The organism is Glycomyces sp. NPDC047010, assembly GCF_040644205.1.
Lineage (GTDB): Bacteria > Actinomycetota > Actinomycetes > Mycobacteriales > Micromonosporaceae > Glycomyces.
Window position 1 is genome coordinate 529,962 of sequence record NZ_JBEYVY010000002.1, and the last position, 20,273, is coordinate 550,234.

The window sequence follows — 20,273 nt, forward strand, 5'->3', positions numbered from 1 at the left end:
AGTCCCCACGGTGTACGGGCATTGCCTCCCGCGGCCCGATGCACCGGGCCCTTCCTGCAACGAACATTGCGTTCATGAAGCGGCGTAAAGCACTGAAGTGGACCCTCATCGGTGTCGGCGGCGGCGTGGGCGTGATCGCGCTCGGCGGCGCCGGGACCGTCGCGTACCTGTGGAGCAGCGCGAAGCTCGACACCGCCGGGAAGGTCGACTTCGACAACCCCCTCGCGGTCCCCCCGCTCGCGGAGTCCGTCGACGACCCCTCCGGCGCCCGCGTGTTCAACCTCGACATCAAGGCCGGCACCACCGCCCTCAAGCAGGGCGCCGAGACCGAGACCTGGGGGATCAACGGGACCTTCCTCGGCCCCACCGTCCGCGCCAGGCGCGGCGAGGAGATCGCGTTCTCCGTGTACAACGGCCTCGACGAGGGCACCTCCCTCCACTGGCACGGCATGCACCTGCCCGCCGTCATGGACGGCGGCCCCCACCAGGAGATGGAGCCCGGCGGCGACTGGACCCCCCAGTGGACCCTGAACCAGCCCGCCGCGACCCTCTGGTACCACCCGCACCCCCACGGCCGCACCGCCCATCACGTCTACAAGGGACTTGCTGGGATGTTCATCATCGACGACGAGGAGTCCGAGGCCCTGCCCCTGCCCTCCACGTACGGCGTGGACGACGTCCCCCTCATCGTCCAGGACCGCAACTTCAACGGCGACAACCAGTTCGAGGACGGCGGCTCCTTCATGAGCATGCAGGGCATCCTCGGCGACGAGATCATGGTCAACGGCACCCTCGGCCCCTACTTCGACGTGACCACCCGCCTCGTGCGCCTGCGCCTGCTCAACGGCTCGGTCTCGCGCCTCTACAACTTCGGGTTCGGCGACGACCGCAGGTTCCAGCTCATCGCCACCGACGGCGGCCTCCTCCCCGAGGCGTGGGAGACCGACCGCCTCCAGCTCTCACCCGGCGAGCGCGCCGAGATCGTCGTCGCCTTCGAGCCCGGCGAGACCGCCGTCCTCCGCTCCCACCCCGCGGCCGAGGGCTACACGGGCCCGCTCGCCCGCGTCAACGGCGGCGAGGACCTCCTCGACGTCCTCCAGTTCCGGGCCGCCGACTCCCTCGCCGACGAGACCTCCGTCCCCGACCGGATGGGCACCGCCCCCGACGTCGACCCCGCGGAGGCCGCCCAGGAGCGCTCGTTCTCCCTCTCCGGCTTCAGCCAGATCAACGGCGACGCGATGGACCTGGCGCGCATCGACTTCGGCGTCCAGGAGGGCACCGTGGAGGTGTGGGAGGTGACCAACGCCGACGGGTACCTGCACAGCTTCCACGTCCACGACGTCCAGTTCCGGGTCCTCGACGTGGACGGCGACGAGCCGCCCCCGCAGCTCCTCGGCTGGAAGGACACCGTCCAGCTCGTCCCGCAGCGCAAGTACCGGCTGGCCATGCGGTTCGCCGACTACACCGACCCGAACCTGCCGTACATGTTCCACTGCCACATCCTCGCCCACGAGGACGCCGGGATGATGGGCCAGTTCGTGGTCCTCGGCGAGGGCGAGGAGATCGGCGAGGTCCCCGCGCCCGCGCACGCCGCGCACGGCTGACAGGACAGCGGCGCCGGGCCGGACGGGCACCCGTAGGCACCACGGAGTCCGGCCCGGCGCCGCCTTGAAGACGTTGCGGGCAAGGGGAATCGGGGCACCGCGCCGCAGCGCCCCGGGGAAGGGCTAGAGGCTGGCGGCCGCGATGTGCTTGGCGATCGCGGGCAGGTCGACGTTCTCCTTGAACTCGAACCGGACCTTGCCGAGCCCGGAGAACCACAGGTCCAGCTCGCCGTCGTTGTCCATGAGGCCGTCGGTCTCCACCGAGTACGCCTGGATCTTGCTGAACGGGAGGGTCGTGTAGTCCTTCTTGCGGCCGGTGATGCCCTGGACGTTCACTGCGATGATGCGCTTGTTCGTGAAGACGATGAAGTCGCGCACGCCCTCGAACGTCAGCGCGACCTCTTCACCGTCGACCAGCAGCGGGGCGACCTCGTCGCGGAAGCCGGGGTCGTCGGTGAGCTTGAGCTTGAAAACCGAACCATTCTCGAAATCGATCATGCGGGCAGGATACAGACTCCGCCCAACGGGACCGTTAACGCGGATACTCCTGCGCCGCAAGGGCCGTCGCCTGCGCTACGACCACTTTGAGCGGCCTGCCGAGCACCGCCGCGGCCGCGGCCGCGTCCTCGTACTCGACGGAGGCGTTGACGACCTCGCCGTCCTCCAGCGCGATCTTCACCCCGATCGACTGGCCGTCCACATCGACGTGCGCGTACCGGCGTTCGAGCGCGTACTTGCCGATCTCGTACGAGCGCATGCCGATCGTCGTCGTGTGCCGAACCAGCGCCGACCGCACCGCGGCCACCGCCTCGGCCCGGCACAGCACGTGCACGGTGTGCGCGGGGCGGCCCTTCTTCATGAGGATCGGCGTCAGCCACGCGTCCGACGCGCCCGCCTCCAGCAGCGCGGCCAGCGCCGAGGGCCACAGCCGCGGATCGAGGTCGTCGACGTTCGTCTCGATGACCACGGGCTTCGCATCCGCACTGCCGACACCGTGGTCCTGCGGATCGCGGACCGCCTGCGGCGCATGGTCATGGCCGTGGGAATGAGCGTGGCCGTGCTCCTGCACTTCGGGTCCGACGCGGTGGACGTGCGCACGGCCCGCCCGGCGGGCCGTCGCGACCTCCCGGCCGATCACGATCCGCAGCAGGTTCGCCCGCTCCTGCGGGTCGCGCCCGCCCGCGCCGACGCCCACCCGCTCCACGACCATCTCCGGCAGCGGCCCGTACGCCGAGGCCGCGGCCGCGACGATCGCCGCGCCAGTCGGCGTGCACGCCTCGTACGGCACCGCGCCCACGACCGGCGCGCCCGCGTCCGCGAGGACCCGCAGCACCGCCGGGGCGGGCAGGGGGATCGAGCCGTGCGAACCGCGCGTCGTACCGCCCCCGAGCGTCACCGTCGAGGCCGTCACCCTGGTCGCGCCCAGCGACGCCAGGCCCGCGGCCGCGCCCACGATGTCCGCGATCGAGTCGAGCGCCCCCACCTCGTGGAAGTGCACGTCCTCCGCGTCGATCCCGTGCGCCGCGGCCTCGGCCGCCGCCAGCCGCGCGAACGCGCCCAGCGCCAGCGTCCGGGCCGCCTCGTCCAGGTCGGCGCCTTCGAACATCGCCCGGATCGACCGCCAGCGGCGGTCGTTCGCGGCCTCCGGGACCTCCACGTCGACCTTCGTGCCCGCGAGCCCGTGCCGGGCGACCCGCTTGGCGTGCAGCCGGATCGGCTCCGTCCCGAGCGAGTCCACGGCCGCCTGCATGAGTTCGAGGGGCACCCCCGCGTCCGCCAGGGCCCCCAGGACCATGTCGCCGGAGGCGCCCGCCGAGCAGTCGAGCCACGCGACCGTCATCGCTCCGCCTTCACGTTCAGGATGCGGGCCGCGGCCATCGCCGCCCCGAATCCGTTGTCGATATTCACCACCGTCACCCCCGGCGAGCACGAGTTCAGCATGGTCAGCAGCGGCGCGAGCCCCCCGAACGCGGCCCCGTACCCCACCGACGTCGGCACCGCGACCACCGGCGCCGAGACGAGCCCGGCGACGACCGACGGCAGCGCCCCGTCCATGCCCGCCACCACGATCACGCAGACCGCCTCCCGCAGCTCCGGCAGCTTGTCGAGGAGCCGGTGCAGCCCGGCCACGCCCACGTCGGGGACCAGCCGCACGCCGAGGCCGTTCGCGCGGGCCGTGACCACGGCCTCCTGCGCGACCGGCAGGTCCGAGGTCCCCGCGCACACCACCGCGAGCGGCCCCGCCCCCGACTCCGGGACCGGGAACTCCCCGACCGCGCACACGCCCGCCTCGACGAGCACCGGCTCGTCCGCGAACCGCTCCCGCACGGCCGCCGCGCACGCCTCGTCGCAGCGGGTCGCGACCGCGACCCGCCCCGGGTGGGCCTCGCGCAGCACCGCGAGCGCGCCCGCGACCTGCGCCGGGGTCTTGCCCGCCGCGTACACGGCCTCGGCCGTGCCCGTCCGGGCCGGCCGCCCGACGTCGATCTTCGCCCACCCCAGGTCCCGGTAGGCCCCTTCCTCGTACTGCACGCCCACCATCCTCCCCTCCACCGGCACTCCTCCGCCACTCACGCCCCGCCCCGTCCACTCCGTGCACCGAACGGCAGCACGCCGTCGAACGGCCACCGAACGTTCACCCCGATCCGGGCGTGTTCACCGCCACAACGCGAACCGGACACCGCGGAGCGACCACGCCGTCGTCCCCACCGTCTATCGTTCAAAGGGTGTCCCACCCGCTGATCGCCGCCCACCGCGGCGCGAACGAGTTCCTGCCGGAGCACTCCCTCGCCGCGTTCCGGCAGGCCATCGTCGAGGGCGCCGACGGGTTCGAGTTCGACATCCGCCTCACCGCCGACGGGCACCTCGTCCTCCACCACGACCGCACCGTCAAGCGCACCTCCGACGGCAAAGGCGCCGTGGCGGATCTCACACTCGCCCAGTTGCGGGAGTTCAACTTCGCCCACCAGTACCCCGACTGCGCCGGCAACCCCGAGGCCGAGCGCATCCCCACCCTCGAAGACGTCTTCGAGCTCGTCGTCGACTCCGGCAAGGACCTCAAGCTCCTCGTCGAGGCCAAGCACCCCTCCAAGTTCGGGCCCCGCCTCGAACTGCGCCTGTGGGAGACCCTGCGGCGCTGGCCCGGACTCGACGTGACCGTCATGTCCTTCTCGCGCGCCGCGCTCAAGACCTGGCGCGGCCTCGACGCCGACACGCCGCTGGTGTGGATCTTCGAGTACCCGTTCCGCCGCCCGCCCGAGGGCGTCCAGATCCTCAGCTCCCGCGTCGACTACATCGATTCGACCCCCGATTTCGTCGAACGCAGCCATGAAGCGGGCTACGAGGTGTACACCTGGACCGTCAACGACGCCGACACCGCGCACCGCATGGCGGGCCTCGAAGTCGACCTGATCATCTCCGACCGGCCCGCCGCGATCCGCCAGACCCTCACCGGCTGAACCCGGCACCTCAAGACGCACTCAGGGTCCGACGGTAATGCTGGCGTAGCGAGGGCGTAAAGGGTAGTTTGCTGTATAGCTTCCCCAGGGCACGTCGGAAGGAGGGGAGAACGCCATGCCAGCAGCGATACCGGCGCCGGAGCGGCTGCGCGTCCCCCACCAGTCCGGGGCGCCCGGCCAGGTCCGCCGGTGGCTGCGCGACGCGCTCCCCGACCTCCCCGACGAGGCCCGCGACGACCTCCTGGTGTGCGCGACCGAGCTCGTCTCCAACGCCGTCCGGCACGCCCGGCCGCTCCCGGGCAACGAAGTGTGCGTCACCTACGTGCTCGGCCCGGCCGACGTGGAGGTCCGCGTCGCCGACGGCGGCTCCCGCACCCACCCGCACGTCTGCTCCGTGAACCTCGACTCCGCGCACGGCCGCGGCATGTTCATCGTGTCCAAACTGTCCACCGACTGGGGCGCCCGCACGCTCGGCGACGGCACCCAGGAGGTCTGGGCGAGGATCCCCTTCCGGTAGGACCGCCGGACCGCGCTGCCGGACTGCGCTGTCGGACCCTGCTGTCACCCTTGTGCCGGGGGCCCGGAATCCGCGTCCTGACGGCGCACGGCCCTGCCCCGGAAACCCCCGCCCTCCCGGACCCGGTTGTCGGACCCTGCTGTCACCCTTGCGACCGGGGGCCCGCGATCCGCGTCGGCCCGGGGCTCGTCCCTGCCGTCCTCCGGGGCGGGTCCGGTCACCGTACGATGTCCGGGTGTCGCACCGTCCGCTCTACATCGACCTCGCCCTGTACGCCGCCGCCGCGCTCTTCGCGGGCGCGACCGCGCTGTGGACCACCCTTGTCCCGCACGAGGTCTGGGGCGCCGTCGCACTCGGCGGGTACCTCCCGGCGGCGATCTGCATCGCGGTCCTGCTGACCCAGACCGGCGCGGTCTGGCGCGGCCGGGCCGTCGTCGCGGGCGGCGCCGCGGTCGCCGTCACCGCGTTCCCGCTGGTGTTCATGGCGGTCGAGCGCGCGATCGGCGTCGGCGAGCGCCGCGCCCAGTCCGAGGTCGAGGTCGTCGAGGAGTCCGGCGCGCGCCTGCTCGACACCGGCAGCCCCTACCTCCACGCCGACGTCATCACCACCCTCCCGAACCCCGTCCACGGCTACAACCCGTACCAGCCCGGCATGGCCGTATTCGGCTTCCCGGCCGCGCTGTTCGGCCAGCACTGGTGGACCGACGCCCGCATCTACTTCCTCCTCGCCTCCGCGGCCTGCGCGTACGGCGCGTTCCGGCTGCTGCGCACCCGCCCCGGGGTCCTCGGCGCCGGGAAGGGCCCGCTGCTGCGGGCGTTCCAGGCGATGTTCGTGTTCCCGGTGTGCGCGTTGACGTTCGCCACGGGCGGCGACGACATGCCGGTGGTCGCCCTCATGGTCCTCGCGCTCGCGTTCGCGCACCGCGAGCGGCCGCTCGCCGCGGGCCTGGCGGTCGGCGCGGCGGCGGCGCTGAAGCTGTTCGCGTGGCCGGTCGCGATCGTCGTGGCGTTCCTGATGTGGCGCCAGGGCGGCCTGCGCCGCTACGCCGCGGGCTTCGCGGTCCCGGTCCTGGCGACGATGGCCCCGGTGCTGGCCGTGGACGCGCGCGGGTTCTTCGACAACGTCATCGCGTTCGGCTTCGGGCACGGCGTGGTCACCTCCCCGGCGCAGTCGCCGTTCATCGGCTACCTCGTGGTGAACCACCTGCCCGCCGGGGACCTCATCGCGAAGGCCCTGCTGGGCCTCGCGGCGGTCGTCATCGCGTGGCTGCTGTGGACGCGGCCGCCGTCGACGGCCGCGGCCGCGGCGATGTGGTGCGCGGCCGGGCTGACGACCGCGTTCCTGCTCATGCCCGCGAGCCGCTTCGGGTACATGCTGTACCCGGTGGTGCTGCTCGGCTGGTGGCTGCCGCTGCGCGACGCGATCGCCGGTTCGGCGCACGGGACGCTGTTCGCGGGCGTCGAGATCGAGGACGAGGCGGTCGACGAACTGGAGCATGAGACGGGCCCCGGCCCGTCGATGGCCGTCGAGTGGTGGCGCTAGTCCCTCAGACGGCCATGTCGACGAAGCGCGACAGGTGGAGCTGGGCCGCCACGGTGATCGTGTCCGTGGCGCCGTTGCGGTGCTTGGCGACGATGAAGTCGGCCTCGCCCGCGCGCGGCGACTCCTTGTCGTAGTAGTCCTCGCGGTGCAGGAGGATGACGACGTCGGCGTCCTGCTCCAGCGAGCCGGACTCGCGGAGGTCGGACAGCTGCGGGCGCTTGTCGGTGCGCTGCTCGGGTCCGCGGTTCAGCTGCGCGACCGCGATCACCGGGCACTGCACTTCTTTGGCGAGGAGCTTGAGGCCACGGGAGATCTCGGAGACCTCCTGCTGCCGCGACTCCACTTTCTTCGGGGAGGTCATGAGCTGGAGGTAGTCGACCACGATGAGCTTGAGGTCGTGGCGCTGCTTGAGGCGGCGGGCCTTGGCCCGGATCTCCATCATGGTCATCGACGCGGTGTCGTCGACGAACAGCGGCGCCTCGGAGATGTCGCCCATGCGCTTGGCCAGGCGCGTCCAGTCGTCGTCGGAGAGGTCGCCGGAGCGCAGGACGTGCATGGGGACGCGCGTCTCGGCGCTCAACAGGCGCATGACGATTTCGAGCTTGCTCATTTCGAGCGAGAACAGGGCCGCGGCGTGGCGGTGGTGGAGGGACGCGTGCCGCATGAAGTCCATGGCGGCGGTGGACTTGCCGGCGCCGGGGCGTCCGGCGACGATGATGAGCTGGCCGGCCTGGAGGCCGGAGAGGAGCCGGTCGAGGTCGGCGAAGCCGGTGGGGATGCCGGTCATGACGCCCTGGTTGGCGCCGATCGCCTCGATCTCGTCCATGGCGGGCTGGAGGAGGTCGGAGAGGACCGCGAAGTCCTCGCTCTGGCGGTTGTCGGTGACCTCGTAGACGGCCTGCTGGGCGAGGTCGACGAGGTCGTCGATGTCGCGGCCGCCCTGGCCGCCGCCGTACCCGTACTGGACCACCTTGGTGCCGGCCTCGATGAGGCGGCGCAGGATGGCCTTCTCCTTGACGATCTTCGCGTAGTACCCGGCGTTCGCGGCCGTGGGGACGGCGTTGAGGAGGTCGTGGAGGTAGGGGCCGCCGCCGATCTTCGCGAGGTCGCCGGTGTCGGCGAGGGCCGCGGCGATGGTGACGGCGTCGGCGGGCTCGCCGTTGCCGAACTTGTCGATGACGGCGTCGAAGATCATGCCGTGGGACGGCTTGTAGAAGTCGCCGGGGCCGAGGACCTCGATGACGTCGGCGATGGCGTCCTTGCTCATGAGCATGCCGCCGAGGACCGACATCTCGGCTTGGAGGTCCTGGGGCGGGGTGCGCTCGAAGGTGCGGGAGCCGCCGCCTCCGTTGCCGTTGCCGCCGTGGCCGCCTCCGCCGCCCGCGAAGGGGTCCTCCGGGGGCGTGTCGAAATAGGACCCGTTCGCACCGTTCGCGCCTCGCGAGAAGACGCCGTCCGTCGACACGTCGGTCATGCCGTCCACCCCCTCGGTCACCGTGCGTTCATGGAGACAGTACCGCCCGCATACGACAGAAGGGCGGCGTCAACGACGCTATGTCGCGCCGGGCACGGTTGCAAACGACCCTGTGGACAACCTGTGGACAAGGTTGTGGATAACCTGTGGATAACCCGGCCCGGGCCTGTGGACAACCTGTGGACAACAACGCGATCGGGGTTCGGATCCGGGTCGGGAGCTGCGGGGACGCCGTCCACCGCCTGTGGACGGAAATCCGTTCGTGCCAACTTGCCGATAGCATGGGGGCGTCCCCGGCACGGATCAGAGGAGAGACCGGCTCATGACCGCTCCGCAGCGCCCCGAACGCAGGCCCCGCCTCGACCCCGAGGGCGACGACCGCCCGGGTGAGCGCGCGTTCACTCCGACGTTGCTGGTGACGCTCGCCTGGTACGCGGTGCCGGTGGCGGTCTACCTGACGTGGGTGCTGTCGCAGCCGCCGGTGGACGCGAACTGCGCGGCGTCGGGGTGCACGGTGGCGGGCCGGGTCGGCGCGGCGGTCGCGGGCGGCTGGGCGTGGACGCTCTCGTCGCTCACCGCGAGCCTCCTCGTAGCGGTCCTCCTGCGCCTCCCGCGCGCGGGATGGCGTGCGGGCGTGGCGGGTTCGGCGGCGGCGATCCTCGGCGCGGGCCTGGTCACGGTGGTCCTGCGGACGGCCGGCTGGGTGATCTGAAGCCGTACGGGCGGCCCCGGGTACCCACCCGAACCCACCTTCACCACACCGACTGAAAAAGACCACCCTCTCCCACGGGTGCGACCACAGGGGTCGGGTGTGGAGAGAGGGCGGGGCCGGAGGCGTCGAACACCGGCGGTCAAATCAGGGTGAAACCGGCGAATCGGTTGTGATGGGTTCGCCCGAAGGTGTGGACGGACATGACAAAGGCCCGCGACCTGGGTCGCGGGCCTTCGACGTTGCCTTGCCTACTTCTTGCGGCGCTTGGCCGGGGTGACCTGGAGCTTGAACTTCGCGGTCACCTCCGGGTGCAGCTTGACCGACACGTCGTAGGTGCCGACCGTCTTGATGGTCGAGGCGAGCTCGACGCGGCGGCGGTCGATCTTGGGGCCGCCGGCCTCGTCGACGGCCTTGACGATGTCGGCCGCGGTGATGGAGCCGAAGAGGCGGTCCCCGTCGCCGGTGCGGGCGACGATGTGGGCGTCCGTCTGCTTCAGCTTGTCCGCCACCGAGCGGGCCTTGTCGAGGTCGTGGATCTGGCGGGAGGCACGCGCACGCTGGATCGCGTCGACCTCCTTCTGGCCGCCCTTGGTCCAGGCGATCGCAAGGCCCTGCGGGAGCAGGTAGTTGCGGCCGTAACCGGGCTTGACCTCGACCACGTCCCCTGCCGAACCCAGGTTGGGCACTTCATGAGTCAGGATGATCTTGATGTTCGCCATGTCGTGCTCCTTCCTAGCGGGTCTGGCTGGTGTACGGGAGCAGGGCCATCTCGCGGGCGTTCTTGACGGCCGCGGCGATCTGGCGCTGCTGCTGGGTGGTCACGCCGGTCACACGGCGGGCACGGATCTTGCCGCGGTCGGAGATGAACTTCCGCAGCAGCGCCGTGTCCTTGTAGTCGACGTAGGTGATGCCCTCTTTTTCAAGCGGGTTGGGCTTCTTCTTCGGCTTCCGCAGGGGAGCCGATTTCGGGTTGGCCATGTCTCTGTCTTGCCTCTTAATCGAGATCGTTCCGGGCGGAGCGCCCGGTTAGAACGGCGGGTCCTCGTCGAAGCCGCCCGAAGCGGCGGCTCCGCCGCCCGCGGGGGCGGCCGAGGCCCAAGGGTCGTCGGGTGCAGAACCGCCGCCGGAGTTGCCGCCGCCCCCGAAGGAACGGCCGCCGCCTCCGCCGCCGGACGCGCCGGACCGGTTGAGCTTCGCGGTGGAGAACCGCAGCGCGGGGCCTACTTCCTCGACGTCGAGCTCGTACACAGTGCGCTTCTCGCCCTCGCGGGTCTCGTAGCTGCGCTGCTTGAGCCTGCCCTGCACGATCACGCGGGTACCGCGCGAAAGCGACTCGGCGACGTTCTCGGCGTACTGGCGCCAGACGCTGCAGGTGAGGAACAGGGCCTCACCGTCTTTCCACTGGTTCGACTCGCGGTCGAACGTGCGCGGGGTCGATGCGATGCGGAACTTCGCGACGGCGGCACCGGACGGCGTGTAACGCAGTTCGGGGTCGTCGACGAGGTTGCCGATAACCGTGATGACTGTCTCTCCTGCCATGACCTATCTCCTTGACGGTCTCGCAGTTGCAGGGTCGGGTTACCGAAGCTCCGGTCGCAGCACCTTGGTCCGCAGCACCGACTCGTTGAGCCGGAGCTGGCGGTCCATCTCAGCGACGGGACCGGGCTCGGACTGCAGGTCGACGACGGCGTAGACGCCCTCGTTGCTCTTGTTGATCTCGTATGCCAGACGGCGACGGCCCCAGACGTCGATCTTGTCGACGGCCCCTCCGGCGTCCTTGACGCCCTTGAGGAACTTCTCCAGCGTCGGGCCGACCTGTGCCTCCTCGATGTTCGGTTCGAGGATCACCATGAGTTCATAGTGCCGCAAGATCGCTCCACCTCCTTCGGTCTCAATCGGCTGCGGTCTCTCCGCAGCAGGAGGAATCACTTGCGCGTCGCCCGCCTCGCGGCGGGCAACCTGGCAATCGTACCTGCTTACAGGCGGTGCGGCCGGGGCCGCTCCGCCTGGGTGTGACGGTACCCGCCGGGTCCGACAGGACCGGGCGCGACACCGCCCCGAAACGCCCGCGGCGTCCGGTTCCCGGAGCGGCCGCGCCGCGTCCGCCTGGCGGGACGGCCGCGCTAAGTTCGATTCCATGACATCGGAGTTCCACTACACCGACCTGCTTCCCACCGGTCCGGACACCACCGAGTACCGCCTGCTCACGACGGACGGGGTGAACACGGTCGAGGCCGCCGGGCGGCGCTTCCTCACCGTGGAGCCCGAGGTCCTCACGCAGCTCGCCGCCGAGGCCGTCAAGGACATCTCGCACTTCCTGCGGCCCGCGCACCTCGCGCAGCTGCGCTCCATCCTCGACGACCCCGAGGCCAGCGGCAACGACCGCTTCGTCGCCATGGACCTGCTCAAGAACGCGAACATCGCCTCCGGCATGGTCCTGCCGATGTGCCAGGACACCGGCACCGCGATCGTCATGGGCAAGCGCGGGCGGCACGTCCTCACCGACGGCCGCGACGCCGAGCACCTCTCCCGCGGCGTCTGGCAGGCGTACCGCGACCTCAACCTGCGCTACAGCCAGATGGCGCCGCTGACCATGTGGGACGAGAAGAACACCGGCTCGAACCTGCCCGCGCAGATCGACCTGTACGCCGAGGGCGACGACGCCTACAAGTTCCAGTTCATCGCCAAGGGCGGCGGCTCCGCGAACAAGTCGTTCCTGTTCCAGGAGACGAAGGCGATCCTCAACCCCGACGCGATGATGCGGTTCCTGGAGGAGAAGCTCCGCCAGATCGGCACCGCCGCGTGCCCGCCGTACCACCTCGCGATCGTCATCGGCGGCACCAGCGCCGAGTACGCGCTCAAGACCGCGAAGTACGCGTCCACGAAGTACCTCGACTCGATGCCCACCGGGGGCTCCCCGTCCGGGCACGGCTTCCGCGACATCGCGCTGGAGCAGGAGGTCCTGGAGCTGACCCGCCAGTTCGGGATCGGCGCCCAGTTCGGCGGCAAGTACTTCTGCCACGACGTGCGCGTGATCCGCCTGCCCCGCCACGGCGCCTCCCTGCCCGTCGCCATCGCCGTCTCCTGCTCCGCGGACCGCCAGGCCATGGCCAAGGTCACCGCCGAGGGCGTGTTCCTGGAGCAGCTGGAGCGCGACCCGAGCCGGTACGTCCCCGAGGTCCAGGAGGACGACCTCGACGACGACGCCGTCCGCATCGACCTCAACCGGCCGATGTCCGAGATCCGCGCCGAGCTGTCGAAGTACCCGGTCAAGACCCGCGTGTCCCTCACCGGGACGCTCGTGGTCGCCCGCGACATCGCCCACGCCAAGATCAAGGAGCGCCTCGACGCGGGCGAGCCCATGCCGCAGTACCTGAAGGACCACGCCGTCTACTACGCCGGCCCCGCGAAGACCCCCGAGGGCTACGCCTCCGGGTCCTTCGGGCCGACCACCGCCGGGCGCATGGACTCCTACGTCGACCAGTTCCAGGCCGCGGGCGGCTCGTTCGTCATGCTCGCCAAGGGGAACCGCTCGCAGCGCGTCACCGACGCGTGCAACGCGCACGGCGGCTTCTACCTCGGCTCCATCGGCGGCCCCGCCGCGAAGCTCGCCCAGGAGAACATCAAGTCGATGGAGGTCCTGGAGTACCCCGAGCTCGGCATGGAGGCCGTCTGGAAGATCGAGGTCGAGGACTTCCCGGCGTTCATCGTCGTCGACGACAAGGGCAACGACTTCTACGAGGCCACCCGCCAGCCCGTGCTCACCGTCGGGCGCCGCCGCCACATCACCGTGACGTAACCGCCGTCGACCAAGGGGCCGTCGACCGCTCAGGTCGGCGGCCTTTCCCGTTGTACCCCTTGATGAACCAAGTGAATTGTGAGACAGCGCACAACGCCTGTCCGGATCGGTGCGAACGGCCAGAATCCGATCCGCCGCTCGGCGGAATTATCGGAACGCCACTGTCGCCCCTGTGTCCTTCCGAGCGGTTTCGGGGGACCGCAAACCCCCGCCCACCAGGCATTCCGGATAAAACCAGCGGCCAGCGGAACCCCGTTCCCGCGATTACGATCCGATCATCCCCGCCGCCCAGTACCCAATTCGGATTACGCGATGATCGAACACTTCTCCCACGGGTACACCACGCTCCCCGTGGCATTCCTGGTCTCCATGACCGGCTCCGCCCTCGGCCTCCTCCTCGCCCGCCACGCCCGCCGCCACGAGTCCCGCGGACGGCGCGCCCTCTGGCTCACGATCGCCGCGTTCGCCATCGGCGGCACCGGCATCTGGGTCATGCACTTCGTCGCCATGCTCGGCTTCACCGTCCGCGACACGCGCCTCCTCTACGACCCGTGGACCACCGCGCTCAGCGCCCTCATCGCCGTCGCCGTCGTCGCCTGCGGCCTCTACGCGATCGGCCTCGGCCGCTACACGCCCCTCAAACTCGCCGTCGCCGGCACGCTCACCGGCATCGGCGTCGCCGGGATGCACTACACCGGCATGGCCGCCCTCAGCGCCGACGTAAAGCTCGACTACGAGCCCGGATACGTCGCCGCCTCCGTCGTCATCGCGATCGGCGCCGCCACCACCGCCCTGTGGCTCTCCTGGCGGCTCCAGCGCGCCTCCTCCATGTGGCTCGCCGCCGCCGTCATGGCCCTCGCCGTGAACCTCATGCACTACACCGGGATGCTCGGCCTGCGCACCGGCGGCACCGCGGACGACGCCCCGCACGGCGTCGCCGCCGTCGACCTCGTCTTCCCCATGGCGACCCTCACCGCGATCGTCCTCCTCGTCCTCGTCTTCACCGTCGTCATGGTCCCCACCGACGAGGAGCTCAAAGCCGACGAGCACCTCTCCTCCCTCCAGCGCCGCACCACCGACCGCCCCGTAGCCGGACGCAAGCCCCCGCGCTACTGACCCGCCCCGCCCGCCCCGGCCCCGTACGCTTGCACCGCAGCCCCTCCCGACCCAGGAAGGCACCCGTGTGAAGCTCCGCCCCAAGTGGTACGCCCCGCTGCTCGCCGCCCCGCTCGGCGTCCTCGGCGTCGCCCCGATCCCCCTCGTCGAACCCGGCACCGGCTACAGCGACCCCGGATTCTGGATCCTCGCGGGCATCGCCTCCGCCTGCGTCGCGCTCATCGGGCTCCTCATCCTCCCGTTCGCGATCATCCGGGTCGAGGAGCGGGAGCTGTGGGTCCGCGGCAAGTACGGCTGGTCCCGGCTGGTCGAACTCCAGGAGGGCGAGCGCTGGGTCGCCGCCGACGGGAAGCTCCTGGTCCGCGGCGCCGACGGGGCCCTGACCGAGCGCCGCAGCGTCCGGCGGTGGACCGTGCGCGGCGCCGACTGGGCCCGCCTGGAGGCCGCCTACGGCGAGGACCGCTAGACCCCGGAGCACGAACCGGCCCCGCTCGATCGAGCGGGGCCGGTTCGCTTGCGAGAGAGGAAAGGTCAGGTTCAGCCGCCGACGGTGTTGGCGAAGTTGTAGCCGTTCGTCCTGTCCCAGTTGATCGACCAGGTCATCGCGCCGCCCATGCCCGGGTAGGACTGGGCCGGGACGAAGTCGCCGCAGCGCTGGCGGGTCTCCAGGCAGGTGATCGCGTCGTTCACCATCGTCGGGTTGACGTACCCCGAGCCCGCGGCGCTCTGCACGGCCGGGAGGCCCAGGCCCACCTGGGACGGGGCGAGCCCCGCCTGGAGCTGGATGCACGCCTGCGCGGTCAGGAAGTCGATGTCGCCCTGGGCGTATACCTGGCCGTTGCAGCCGAGCATGGTGCCCGAGTTGTAGTACTGCATGTTGACGATCGTGAGGATGTCCTTGGTGTTCACCGCGAGCTGGTAGTACCCGGCCGAGGTGGACTGGAAGTCGATCGTCTGCGGCGCCATCGTGTACGTGAAGCCGGGCTTCTGCGAGCTGACCGAGCGCAGCGCGGTCTCGATCGCGCCCGCGTTGATGCCGTGCTCCAGGTCGATGTCGACGCCGTCGAAGCCGTACTCGTTCATGAGCGACACGACCGAGCTCGCGAACGCCGCGGCCGTGGTGCCGTCGTTGATCGTGACGTTGCCGCGCTCGCCGCCCACGGAGATGATGACGTCCCGGCCCTGGGCCTGGATCGCGTCGATGTCGGCCTTGAACTCGGCCTCGGTGTAGCCGGCATTGGTGAGGCTGGAGTCGAGGGCGAAGTCGATCTGGCCGGGCGTGGTCGTGGACTCGGCGAAGGCCACGGCGATGATGTCGTAGGTCGCGGGGACGGCGCTGAGCTCCATGACGCCCGAGCCGTTGTCGAAGTTGTGCCAGTAGCCGGTGAGGTGGTGGCCGCCCTGGCCGGGGCCGCCGGTGGGCTCCTCGGTCGGCTCCTCTGTGGTGGGCGGCTCGGCGCCGTCGCAGGCGCCGAGGTCCTCCCAGACGCCCCACTGGCCGGTGGTGCCGGGGGTCTCGCCGGTGGTCCACCACTTGGCGCGGTACTCGCGGTCCTGGTGGCTGACGCGGTCGCCGCCGACGTACACGGCGCTGTTCTGCCAGGGCGCGCCCTCGCAGGCGGCCTCGGCGAACGCGCCGTTCGCGAAGGCGACCGGCAGGGCGACGGCGCCTGCCGCGGCGAGGGTGGTGGCGGCGATGACGGCCGCGGATCGTAGGCGTCGCAAGGGACCTCCATATATTTAAAGATTCCTAAATGTATGTCCTTCATCGTGTCGGTCATCACGCCGCTTGTCAAGCCTTCGGGGCGAAGAAAAATCCGACTCGCCCGGTTTGCGGACCGCCTTGCCAAGGCCCGCAACCGAACGAGTCGGACTCCTTACTATTTGTCGCTACGCGACGACGCTATCGGTCGCTACGCGACGCCGCGCCGTTCCCCCAGACCCTTCCCGGTGCCCTCCGCAGTGCCCCGTCCCCGCAGCCGCCGCTCGCGCTTTCCCCGCGCGAGCTCGGTCTCCAAGGCGTCCAGCGGCCCCGCGAAGGCGTCCTCGAAACGCGCGAGCCACGCCCGCACCTCGTCCAGTCCGGCGCCGTCCACGCCGTAGATCCGGCGCGTCCCCTCCGCCCGCACGGTCACCAGCCCGGCCTCGCGGAGCACCTTCAGGTGCTGCGAGACCGCGGGCTGGGAGATGCCGAGGCCCTCGCGCATGACGGCCGCGACGTCGCCGGCGGGGCGGTCGCCCGCGCCGAGCAGCTCCATGATGCGGCGCCGCACCGGGTCGCCGAGCGCCTCCAGCGCCGCCTCCGCCATCGTGGCCTCACTTCCATCGGGACCGCGCCATCATGCCAGGGCGCTCACTGCGCCTCGGGCGCCACCGTGAAGAACCGGATCGCGTTGGCGGCGGCGGCCTTCGCCGCGTCCGGCTCGTCGCCGTCCGCGATCGCGGCCTCGCCCCACGACTCGCCCGCGATCGTGGAGAACCGGACGCCGACCGGGCCGACGGCCCACTTCTCGGCCTCGGCCTGGTCCACGTCCTCCCCGCCCGCGAGGTGCAGGTCGAGGCCGAACAGGGCCGAGTCCCAGCCGATCCCGACCGCCCCGGGGCCGAACTGGCCCCAGAACTCCGGGTCGACGAGGGCCTCGTGGACGAGTTCGAGGACCGTCCCGTCCCCGGCCTCGCTCAAGTGGACTTCGAGCCACGAGACGCCGCCCATGAACTCCCATGTGACGGCGAGGTCGGCGGGTGCGTCGCACCTCTCGATCACGCCCCCGGCGTTCCCTTCGAGCTGGTACCGGCCGCCCTCGCGCAGGTCGCCGCTGAGCGGCAGGAACCAGCGCGGGATGCGGTCGGGGCTGGTGACGGCGTCCCAGACGTCCGCCCGGTCGGCCCGGTACGTGCGGCGCGCGACCACCAGGCGCGTCGGCTTCCCGTCGCGCTCGCCGGTGCGGACCTCCCGCGCGACCGCCTCGACGGCCCCGATCGGGTCTACGGCATCGAACATGTGCCCCTCCTAATATAAGTTGAGACTTATACTAGGAGCGCGGGGGCCCGCACGTCAACGGAACCGCGAAATCAGCGCTCGACGTAGCCGAGAAGGTCCTGCCGGGTCAGCACGCCCACCGGCTTGCCCTCGGCGAACACCATGAGCGCGTCCCGGTCCTGGAGCGACTGCACCGCCCGCTCGACCTGCTCGCCCGAGCCGATCGTGGGCAGCGGCGCCCCGATGTGCCGCTCGATCGGGTCGTGCAGCGTCGCCTTCCCGCCGAACAGCGCGTCCATGAGGTCTCGCTCCGCCACCGCGCCCGCGACCTCCCCGGACGTCACCGGCGGCTCCGCCTTGAGGACCGGCATCTGGCTCACCCCGAACTGCCGCATGATGTCGATCGCCTCGCGCACCGTGTCCTGCGGGTGCACGTGGACGAGCTCCGGGATGTCCCCGTTCTTCCCCGCGAGCACCTCGCCCACGGTGGTCTCCCCGGACCCGCCGAGGAACCCGAACTCCGTCATCCACGAGTCGTTGAAGATCTTCGACAGGTACCCGCGGCCCCCGTCGGGGAGGATCACCACGACCACGTCGTCGGGCCCCGCGTCCTGCGCCACCGTGACCGCGCCGACCACGGCCATCCCCGCGGACCCGCCGACCAGCAGGCCCTCCTCGCGGGCCAGGCGCCGCGTCATCGCGAACGACTCCGCGTCGGTGACCTCCACGATCCGGTCTGCCAGCTCACGGTCGTAGTTCGCGGGCCAGAAGTCCTCGCCCACGCCCTCCACCAGGTACGGCCGGCCCGTGCCGCCCGAGTACACCGAGCCCTCCGGGTCGGCCCCCACGACCTGCACCCTCCCGCCCGAGACCTCCTTGAGGTACTTCCCGATCCCGGTGATCGTGCCGCCCGTGCCCACACCCGCGACGAGGTGCGTGATCTTCCCTTCGGTCTGCTCCCAGATCTCCGGGCCCGTCTGGTGGTAGTGCGACGCCGGGTTCGCCGGGTTCGAGTACTGGTCGGGCTTCCACGCCCCCTCGATCTCGGCCATCAGCCGGTCCGACACCTTGTAGTAGGACCTGGGGTCCTCCGGGTCCACGGCCGTGGGGCACACGACGACCTCCGCGCCGTACGCCTTCAGCACGTTCCGCTTGTCCTCGGACACCTTGTCCGGGCACACGAACACGCACTTGTAGCCCCGCTGCTGCGCCACCATCGCCAGCCCGACGCCGGTGTTCCCGCTGGTCGGCTCGACGATCGTCCCCCCGGGCTTCAGGGCCCCGGACGCCTCCGCCTCGTCGATCATGCGCTGGGCGATGCGGTCCTTGATGGACCCGCCCGGGTTGAGGTACTCGACCTTCGCGAGGACGGTCGCCGGAGCGCCGCCGGTGACGGCCCCGAGCCTCACCAGCGGGGTGTTGCCGATCAGGCCGAGCACGGAATCGTGATACTGCATGGTCACAGCCTAGGGCCTGACCTCCCGAACCGGCCGTGCGCAACGGCCCGTGCACGTCCCGCTGCGTGGATACGATCGGCGGTGGTGGCGCCCGCGCCGGTCCGACCGGCGAGAATCGGGGCGCACACCTCTTACGCGACTCAAGGGAGAGACAGGCATGAGCACCGCCGACATCGGCGTGGTCGGGCTGGCCGTCATGGGCTCCAACCTGGCACGCAACTTCGCGCGGCACGGCTTCACCGTCGCCGTCTACAACCGCACGTACGCCAAGACCACCGAACTGGTCGACGCGCACGGCGACGAGGGCGACTTCGTCCCCTCCGAGGAGCTCGCCGACTTCGTGGCCTCCCTCAAACGCCCCCGCAAGGCCATGATCATGGTCCAGGCCGGGCCCGCCACCGACGCCGTCATCGACCAGCTCGCCGCCCTCATGGAGCCCGGCGACATGATCATCGACGGCGGCAACGCCCACTTCGAGAACACCCGCCGCCGCGAAGCGGCCCTGCGCGACAAGGGCCTCCACTTCGTCGGCACCGGCGTCTCCGGCGGCGAGGAGGGCGCCCTCCTCGGCCCGGCGATCATGCCCGGCGGCTCCGAGGAGTCCTACGAGTCCCTCGGCCCCATCCTCGAAGCCATCGCGGCCAAGGCCCCCGACGGCACCCCGTGCTGCACCCGCCTCGGCCCCGACGGCGCCGGGCACTTCGTCAAGATGGTGCACAACGGCATCGAGTACTCCGACATGCAGCTCATCGGCGAGGCGTACGACCTGCTCCGCCGCGGCGTCGGCATCGAGCCCGCCGACCTCGCGAAGACCTTCGCCGAATGGAACGCCGGGGAGCTCGACTCCTACCTCATCGAGGTCACCGCCGAAGTCCTCGGCCACGTCGACGCCGCCACCGGCAAACCCCTCGTCGACGTCATCGTCGACCAGGCCGGCCAGAAGGGCACCGGCCGCTGGACCGTCCAGAACGCCCTCGACCTGGGCGTCCCCGTCACCGGCATCGCCGAGGCCACCTTCGCCCGCGCCCTCTCCTCCGGCACGAAGCAGCGCGAAGGCGCCGTGGACCTGCTCACCGGGCCCACCGCGAAGACCGACTTCCCGGAGACCTTCGTCGAGGACGTCCGCCAGGCGCTCTACGCCTCCAAGATCGTCGCCTACGCGCAGGGCTTCGACCAGATCGCCGCCGCCTCCGCCGAGTACGACTGGGGCATCGACCTCGGCTCCTGCTCCGCGCTGTGGCGCGCCGGGTGCATCATCCGCGCCCGCTTCCTCGACCGCATCACCGAGGCGTGGCGCTCGGACCCCGAGCTCCCGACGCTCCTCGCCGCGCCCGAGTTCACGAAGATCGTCACCGACGCGCAGGACGCGTGGCGCCGCGTCGTCGCCACCGCCGCCCTCGCGGGCATCCCCACGCCGGGCTTCTCCTCGGCCCTCGCCTACTACGACGGGCTGCGCTCGCGCCGCCTCCCGGCCGCGCTCATCCAGGGCCAGCGGGACTTCTTCGGCGCGCACACCTACAAGCGCACCGACCGCCCCGGCACGTTCCACACCGACTGGTCGGGCGACCGCACCGAGCACGAGGTCTAAGGGCCGCAAGCAGAACGGCGCCCCC

21 protein-coding genes are annotated in these 20,273 nt (G+C 71.0%); 9 read left to right on the top strand and 12 right to left on the bottom strand.

The genetic code is table 11. The features are described from left to right. Positions 1 to 74: 74 nt before the first annotated feature. Positions 75 to 1,604, top strand: coding sequence for a multicopper oxidase domain-containing protein (locus AB0A65_RS05990; RefSeq protein WP_359946932.1), 1,530 nt, complete (start codon positions 75 to 77; stop codon positions 1,602 to 1,604). A gap of 123 nt (positions 1,605 to 1,727) precedes the next feature. Here AB0A65_RS05990 and AB0A65_RS05995 read toward each other — a convergent pair whose 3' ends face one another. The 3 genes from AB0A65_RS05995 to larB are packed head-to-tail and all read right to left on the bottom strand — an operon-like array spanning position 1,728 to position 4,157. After that, complete coding sequence (locus AB0A65_RS05995; RefSeq protein WP_359946935.1) at positions 1,728 to 2,102, bottom strand: PH domain-containing protein; 375 nt, start codon at positions 2,100 to 2,102, stop codon at positions 1,728 to 1,730. Between the two features lie 34 nt (positions 2,103 to 2,136). After that, entirely contained in the window at positions 2,137 to 3,444 is a 1,308-nt protein-coding gene (gene larC / locus AB0A65_RS06000; protein ID WP_359946938.1) for a nickel pincer cofactor biosynthesis protein LarC, read from the bottom strand. Continuing rightward, on the bottom strand, positions 3,441 to 4,157 hold the full coding sequence (larB, locus tag AB0A65_RS06005; protein WP_359946941.1) for a nickel pincer cofactor biosynthesis protein LarB: 717 nt from the start codon (positions 4,155 to 4,157) through the stop codon (positions 3,441 to 3,443). Before larB ends, larC begins: the two co-directional genes overlap by 4 nt. A 173-nt stretch (positions 4,158 to 4,330) precedes the next feature. Between larB and AB0A65_RS06010 the strand changes: the two genes are divergently transcribed. From AB0A65_RS06010 to AB0A65_RS06020, 3 genes are all read left to right on the top strand, one after another. After that, positions 4,331 to 5,062 (top strand): glycerophosphodiester phosphodiesterase family protein, encoded by a 732-nt coding sequence (locus tag AB0A65_RS06010; RefSeq protein ID WP_359946944.1) that lies wholly within the window; start codon positions 4,331 to 4,333, stop codon positions 5,060 to 5,062. Between the two features lie 115 nt (positions 5,063 to 5,177). Continuing rightward, entirely contained in the window at positions 5,178 to 5,579 is a 402-nt protein-coding gene (locus AB0A65_RS06015; RefSeq protein ID WP_359946947.1) for an ATP-binding protein, read from the top strand. A 235-nt stretch (positions 5,580 to 5,814) separates the two neighbouring features. Then, on the top strand, positions 5,815 to 7,122 hold the full coding sequence (locus tag AB0A65_RS06020; protein ID WP_359946950.1) for a glycosyltransferase family 87 protein: 1,308 nt from the start codon (positions 5,815 to 5,817) through the stop codon (positions 7,120 to 7,122). A gap of 4 nt (positions 7,123 to 7,126) precedes the next feature. Here the strand turns inward: AB0A65_RS06020 and dnaB are convergent, their stop codons facing one another. Then, positions 7,127 to 8,617 carry a replicative DNA helicase gene (dnaB, locus tag AB0A65_RS06025; RefSeq protein WP_359946953.1) on the bottom strand — a complete coding sequence of 497 codons (1,491 nt, stop codon included), beginning with the start codon at positions 8,615 to 8,617 and terminating at the stop codon, positions 7,127 to 7,129. Positions 8,618 to 8,918: 301 nt separating this feature from the next. Between dnaB and AB0A65_RS06030 the strand changes: the two genes are divergently transcribed. Then, positions 8,919 to 9,308 carry a hypothetical protein gene (locus AB0A65_RS06030; RefSeq protein ID WP_359946956.1) on the top strand — a complete coding sequence of 130 codons (390 nt, stop codon included), beginning with the start codon at positions 8,919 to 8,921 and terminating at the stop codon, positions 9,306 to 9,308. Positions 9,309 to 9,556: 248 nt separating this feature from the next. On the opposite strand, the gene rplI is transcribed toward AB0A65_RS06030, so the two are convergent. From rplI to rpsF, 4 genes are read right to left on the bottom strand one after another with little or no spacing between them, the layout of a single operon-like run. Then, complete coding sequence (gene rplI / locus AB0A65_RS06035; RefSeq protein ID WP_359947215.1) at positions 9,557 to 10,018, bottom strand: 50S ribosomal protein L9; 462 nt, start codon at positions 10,016 to 10,018, stop codon at positions 9,557 to 9,559. Between the two features lie 22 nt (positions 10,019 to 10,040). Beyond that, positions 10,041 to 10,286 (bottom strand): 30S ribosomal protein S18, encoded by a 246-nt coding sequence (gene rpsR, locus AB0A65_RS06040; protein WP_106362737.1) that lies wholly within the window; start codon positions 10,284 to 10,286, stop codon positions 10,041 to 10,043. Between the two features lie 48 nt (positions 10,287 to 10,334). After that, entirely contained in the window at positions 10,335 to 10,847 is a 513-nt protein-coding gene (locus tag AB0A65_RS06045; RefSeq protein ID WP_359946960.1) for a single-stranded DNA-binding protein, read from the bottom strand. Between the two features lie 39 nt (positions 10,848 to 10,886). Continuing rightward, on the bottom strand, positions 10,887 to 11,177 hold the full coding sequence (gene rpsF / locus AB0A65_RS06050; protein WP_106362735.1) for a 30S ribosomal protein S6: 291 nt from the start codon (positions 11,175 to 11,177) through the stop codon (positions 10,887 to 10,889). A 268-nt stretch (positions 11,178 to 11,445) separates the two neighbouring features. Between rpsF and AB0A65_RS06055 the strand changes: the two genes are divergently transcribed. The 3 genes from AB0A65_RS06055 to AB0A65_RS06065 all read left to right on the top strand — a co-directional run bounded on the left by AB0A65_RS06055 (position 11,446) and on the right by AB0A65_RS06065 (position 14,689). Then, the gene (locus tag AB0A65_RS06055; protein WP_359946963.1) at positions 11,446 to 13,107 is read left to right on the top strand and encodes a fumarate hydratase; all 1,662 of its coding nucleotides are present in this window, start codon (positions 11,446 to 11,448) and stop codon (positions 13,105 to 13,107) included. Between the two features lie 312 nt (positions 13,108 to 13,419). Further along, positions 13,420 to 14,223, top strand: a complete 804-nt coding sequence (locus AB0A65_RS06060; RefSeq protein ID WP_359946966.1) for an MHYT domain-containing protein — start codon at positions 13,420 to 13,422, stop codon at positions 14,221 to 14,223. A 67-nt stretch (positions 14,224 to 14,290) separates the two neighbouring features. After that, positions 14,291 to 14,689 (top strand): hypothetical protein, encoded by a 399-nt coding sequence (locus AB0A65_RS06065; protein WP_359946969.1) that lies wholly within the window; start codon positions 14,291 to 14,293, stop codon positions 14,687 to 14,689. A 71-nt stretch (positions 14,690 to 14,760) separates the two neighbouring features. On the opposite strand, the gene AB0A65_RS06070 is transcribed toward AB0A65_RS06065, so the two are convergent. From AB0A65_RS06070 to AB0A65_RS06085, 4 genes are all read right to left on the bottom strand, one after another. Next, positions 14,761 to 15,948: a glycosyl hydrolase family 18 protein gene (locus AB0A65_RS06070; RefSeq protein ID WP_359946972.1), complete on the bottom strand. Its 1,188-nt coding sequence runs from the start codon at positions 15,946 to 15,948 to the stop codon at positions 14,761 to 14,763. A 188-nt stretch (positions 15,949 to 16,136) separates the two neighbouring features. Next, a complete protein-coding gene (locus tag AB0A65_RS06075; RefSeq protein ID WP_359946975.1) occupies positions 16,137 to 16,532 on the bottom strand; it encodes a metalloregulator ArsR/SmtB family transcription factor in 396 nt (131 codons plus the stop codon). Positions 16,533 to 16,576: 44 nt separating this feature from the next. Beyond that, positions 16,577 to 17,224 (bottom strand): SRPBCC family protein, encoded by a 648-nt coding sequence (locus AB0A65_RS06080; RefSeq protein WP_359946978.1) that lies wholly within the window; start codon positions 17,222 to 17,224, stop codon positions 16,577 to 16,579. A gap of 71 nt (positions 17,225 to 17,295) precedes the next feature. Beyond that, positions 17,296 to 18,660: a cystathionine beta-synthase gene (locus AB0A65_RS06085; RefSeq protein ID WP_359946981.1), complete on the bottom strand. Its 1,365-nt coding sequence runs from the start codon at positions 18,658 to 18,660 to the stop codon at positions 17,296 to 17,298. Between the two features lie 157 nt (positions 18,661 to 18,817). Between AB0A65_RS06085 and gndA the strand changes: the two genes are divergently transcribed. Continuing rightward, positions 18,818 to 20,248: an NADP-dependent phosphogluconate dehydrogenase gene (gndA, locus tag AB0A65_RS06090; RefSeq protein WP_359946984.1), complete on the top strand. Its 1,431-nt coding sequence runs from the start codon at positions 18,818 to 18,820 to the stop codon at positions 20,246 to 20,248. Positions 20,249 to 20,273 lie beyond the last annotated feature (25 nt).

What these genes read in the sequence shown, in the direction of transcription:
- AB0A65_RS05990 (WP_359946932.1), top strand. Translation starts at nt 75, where the DNA reads ATGAAGCGGCGTAAAGCACTGAAGTGGACCCTCATCGGTGTCGGCGGC.
- AB0A65_RS05995 (WP_359946935.1), bottom strand. Translation starts at nt 2,102, where the DNA reads ATGATCGATTTCGAGAATGGTTCGGTTTTCAAGCTCAAGCTCACCGAC.
- larC (WP_359946938.1), bottom strand. Translation starts at nt 3,444, where the DNA reads ATGACGGTCGCGTGGCTCGACTGCTCGGCGGGCGCCTCCGGCGACATG.
- AB0A65_RS06015 (WP_359946947.1), top strand. Translation starts at nt 5,178, where the DNA reads ATGCCAGCAGCGATACCGGCGCCGGAGCGGCTGCGCGTCCCCCACCAG.
- AB0A65_RS06030 (WP_359946956.1), top strand. Translation starts at nt 8,919, where the DNA reads ATGACCGCTCCGCAGCGCCCCGAACGCAGGCCCCGCCTCGACCCCGAG.
- rpsR (WP_106362737.1), bottom strand. Translation starts at nt 10,286, where the DNA reads ATGGCCAACCCGAAATCGGCTCCCCTGCGGAAGCCGAAGAAGAAGCCC.
- AB0A65_RS06045 (WP_359946960.1), bottom strand. Translation starts at nt 10,847, where the DNA reads ATGGCAGGAGAGACAGTCATCACGGTTATCGGCAACCTCGTCGACGAC.
- AB0A65_RS06055 (WP_359946963.1), top strand. Translation starts at nt 11,446, where the DNA reads ATGACATCGGAGTTCCACTACACCGACCTGCTTCCCACCGGTCCGGAC.
- AB0A65_RS06060 (WP_359946966.1), top strand. Translation starts at nt 13,420, where the DNA reads ATGATCGAACACTTCTCCCACGGGTACACCACGCTCCCCGTGGCATTC.
- AB0A65_RS06075 (WP_359946975.1), bottom strand. Translation starts at nt 16,532, where the DNA reads ATGGCGGAGGCGGCGCTGGAGGCGCTCGGCGACCCGGTGCGGCGCCGC.
- AB0A65_RS06080 (WP_359946978.1), bottom strand. Translation starts at nt 17,224, where the DNA reads ATGTTCGATGCCGTAGACCCGATCGGGGCCGTCGAGGCGGTCGCGCGG.
- AB0A65_RS06085 (WP_359946981.1), bottom strand. Translation starts at nt 18,660, where the DNA reads ATGCAGTATCACGATTCCGTGCTCGGCCTGATCGGCAACACCCCGCTG.
- gndA (WP_359946984.1), top strand. Translation starts at nt 18,818, where the DNA reads ATGAGCACCGCCGACATCGGCGTGGTCGGGCTGGCCGTCATGGGCTCC.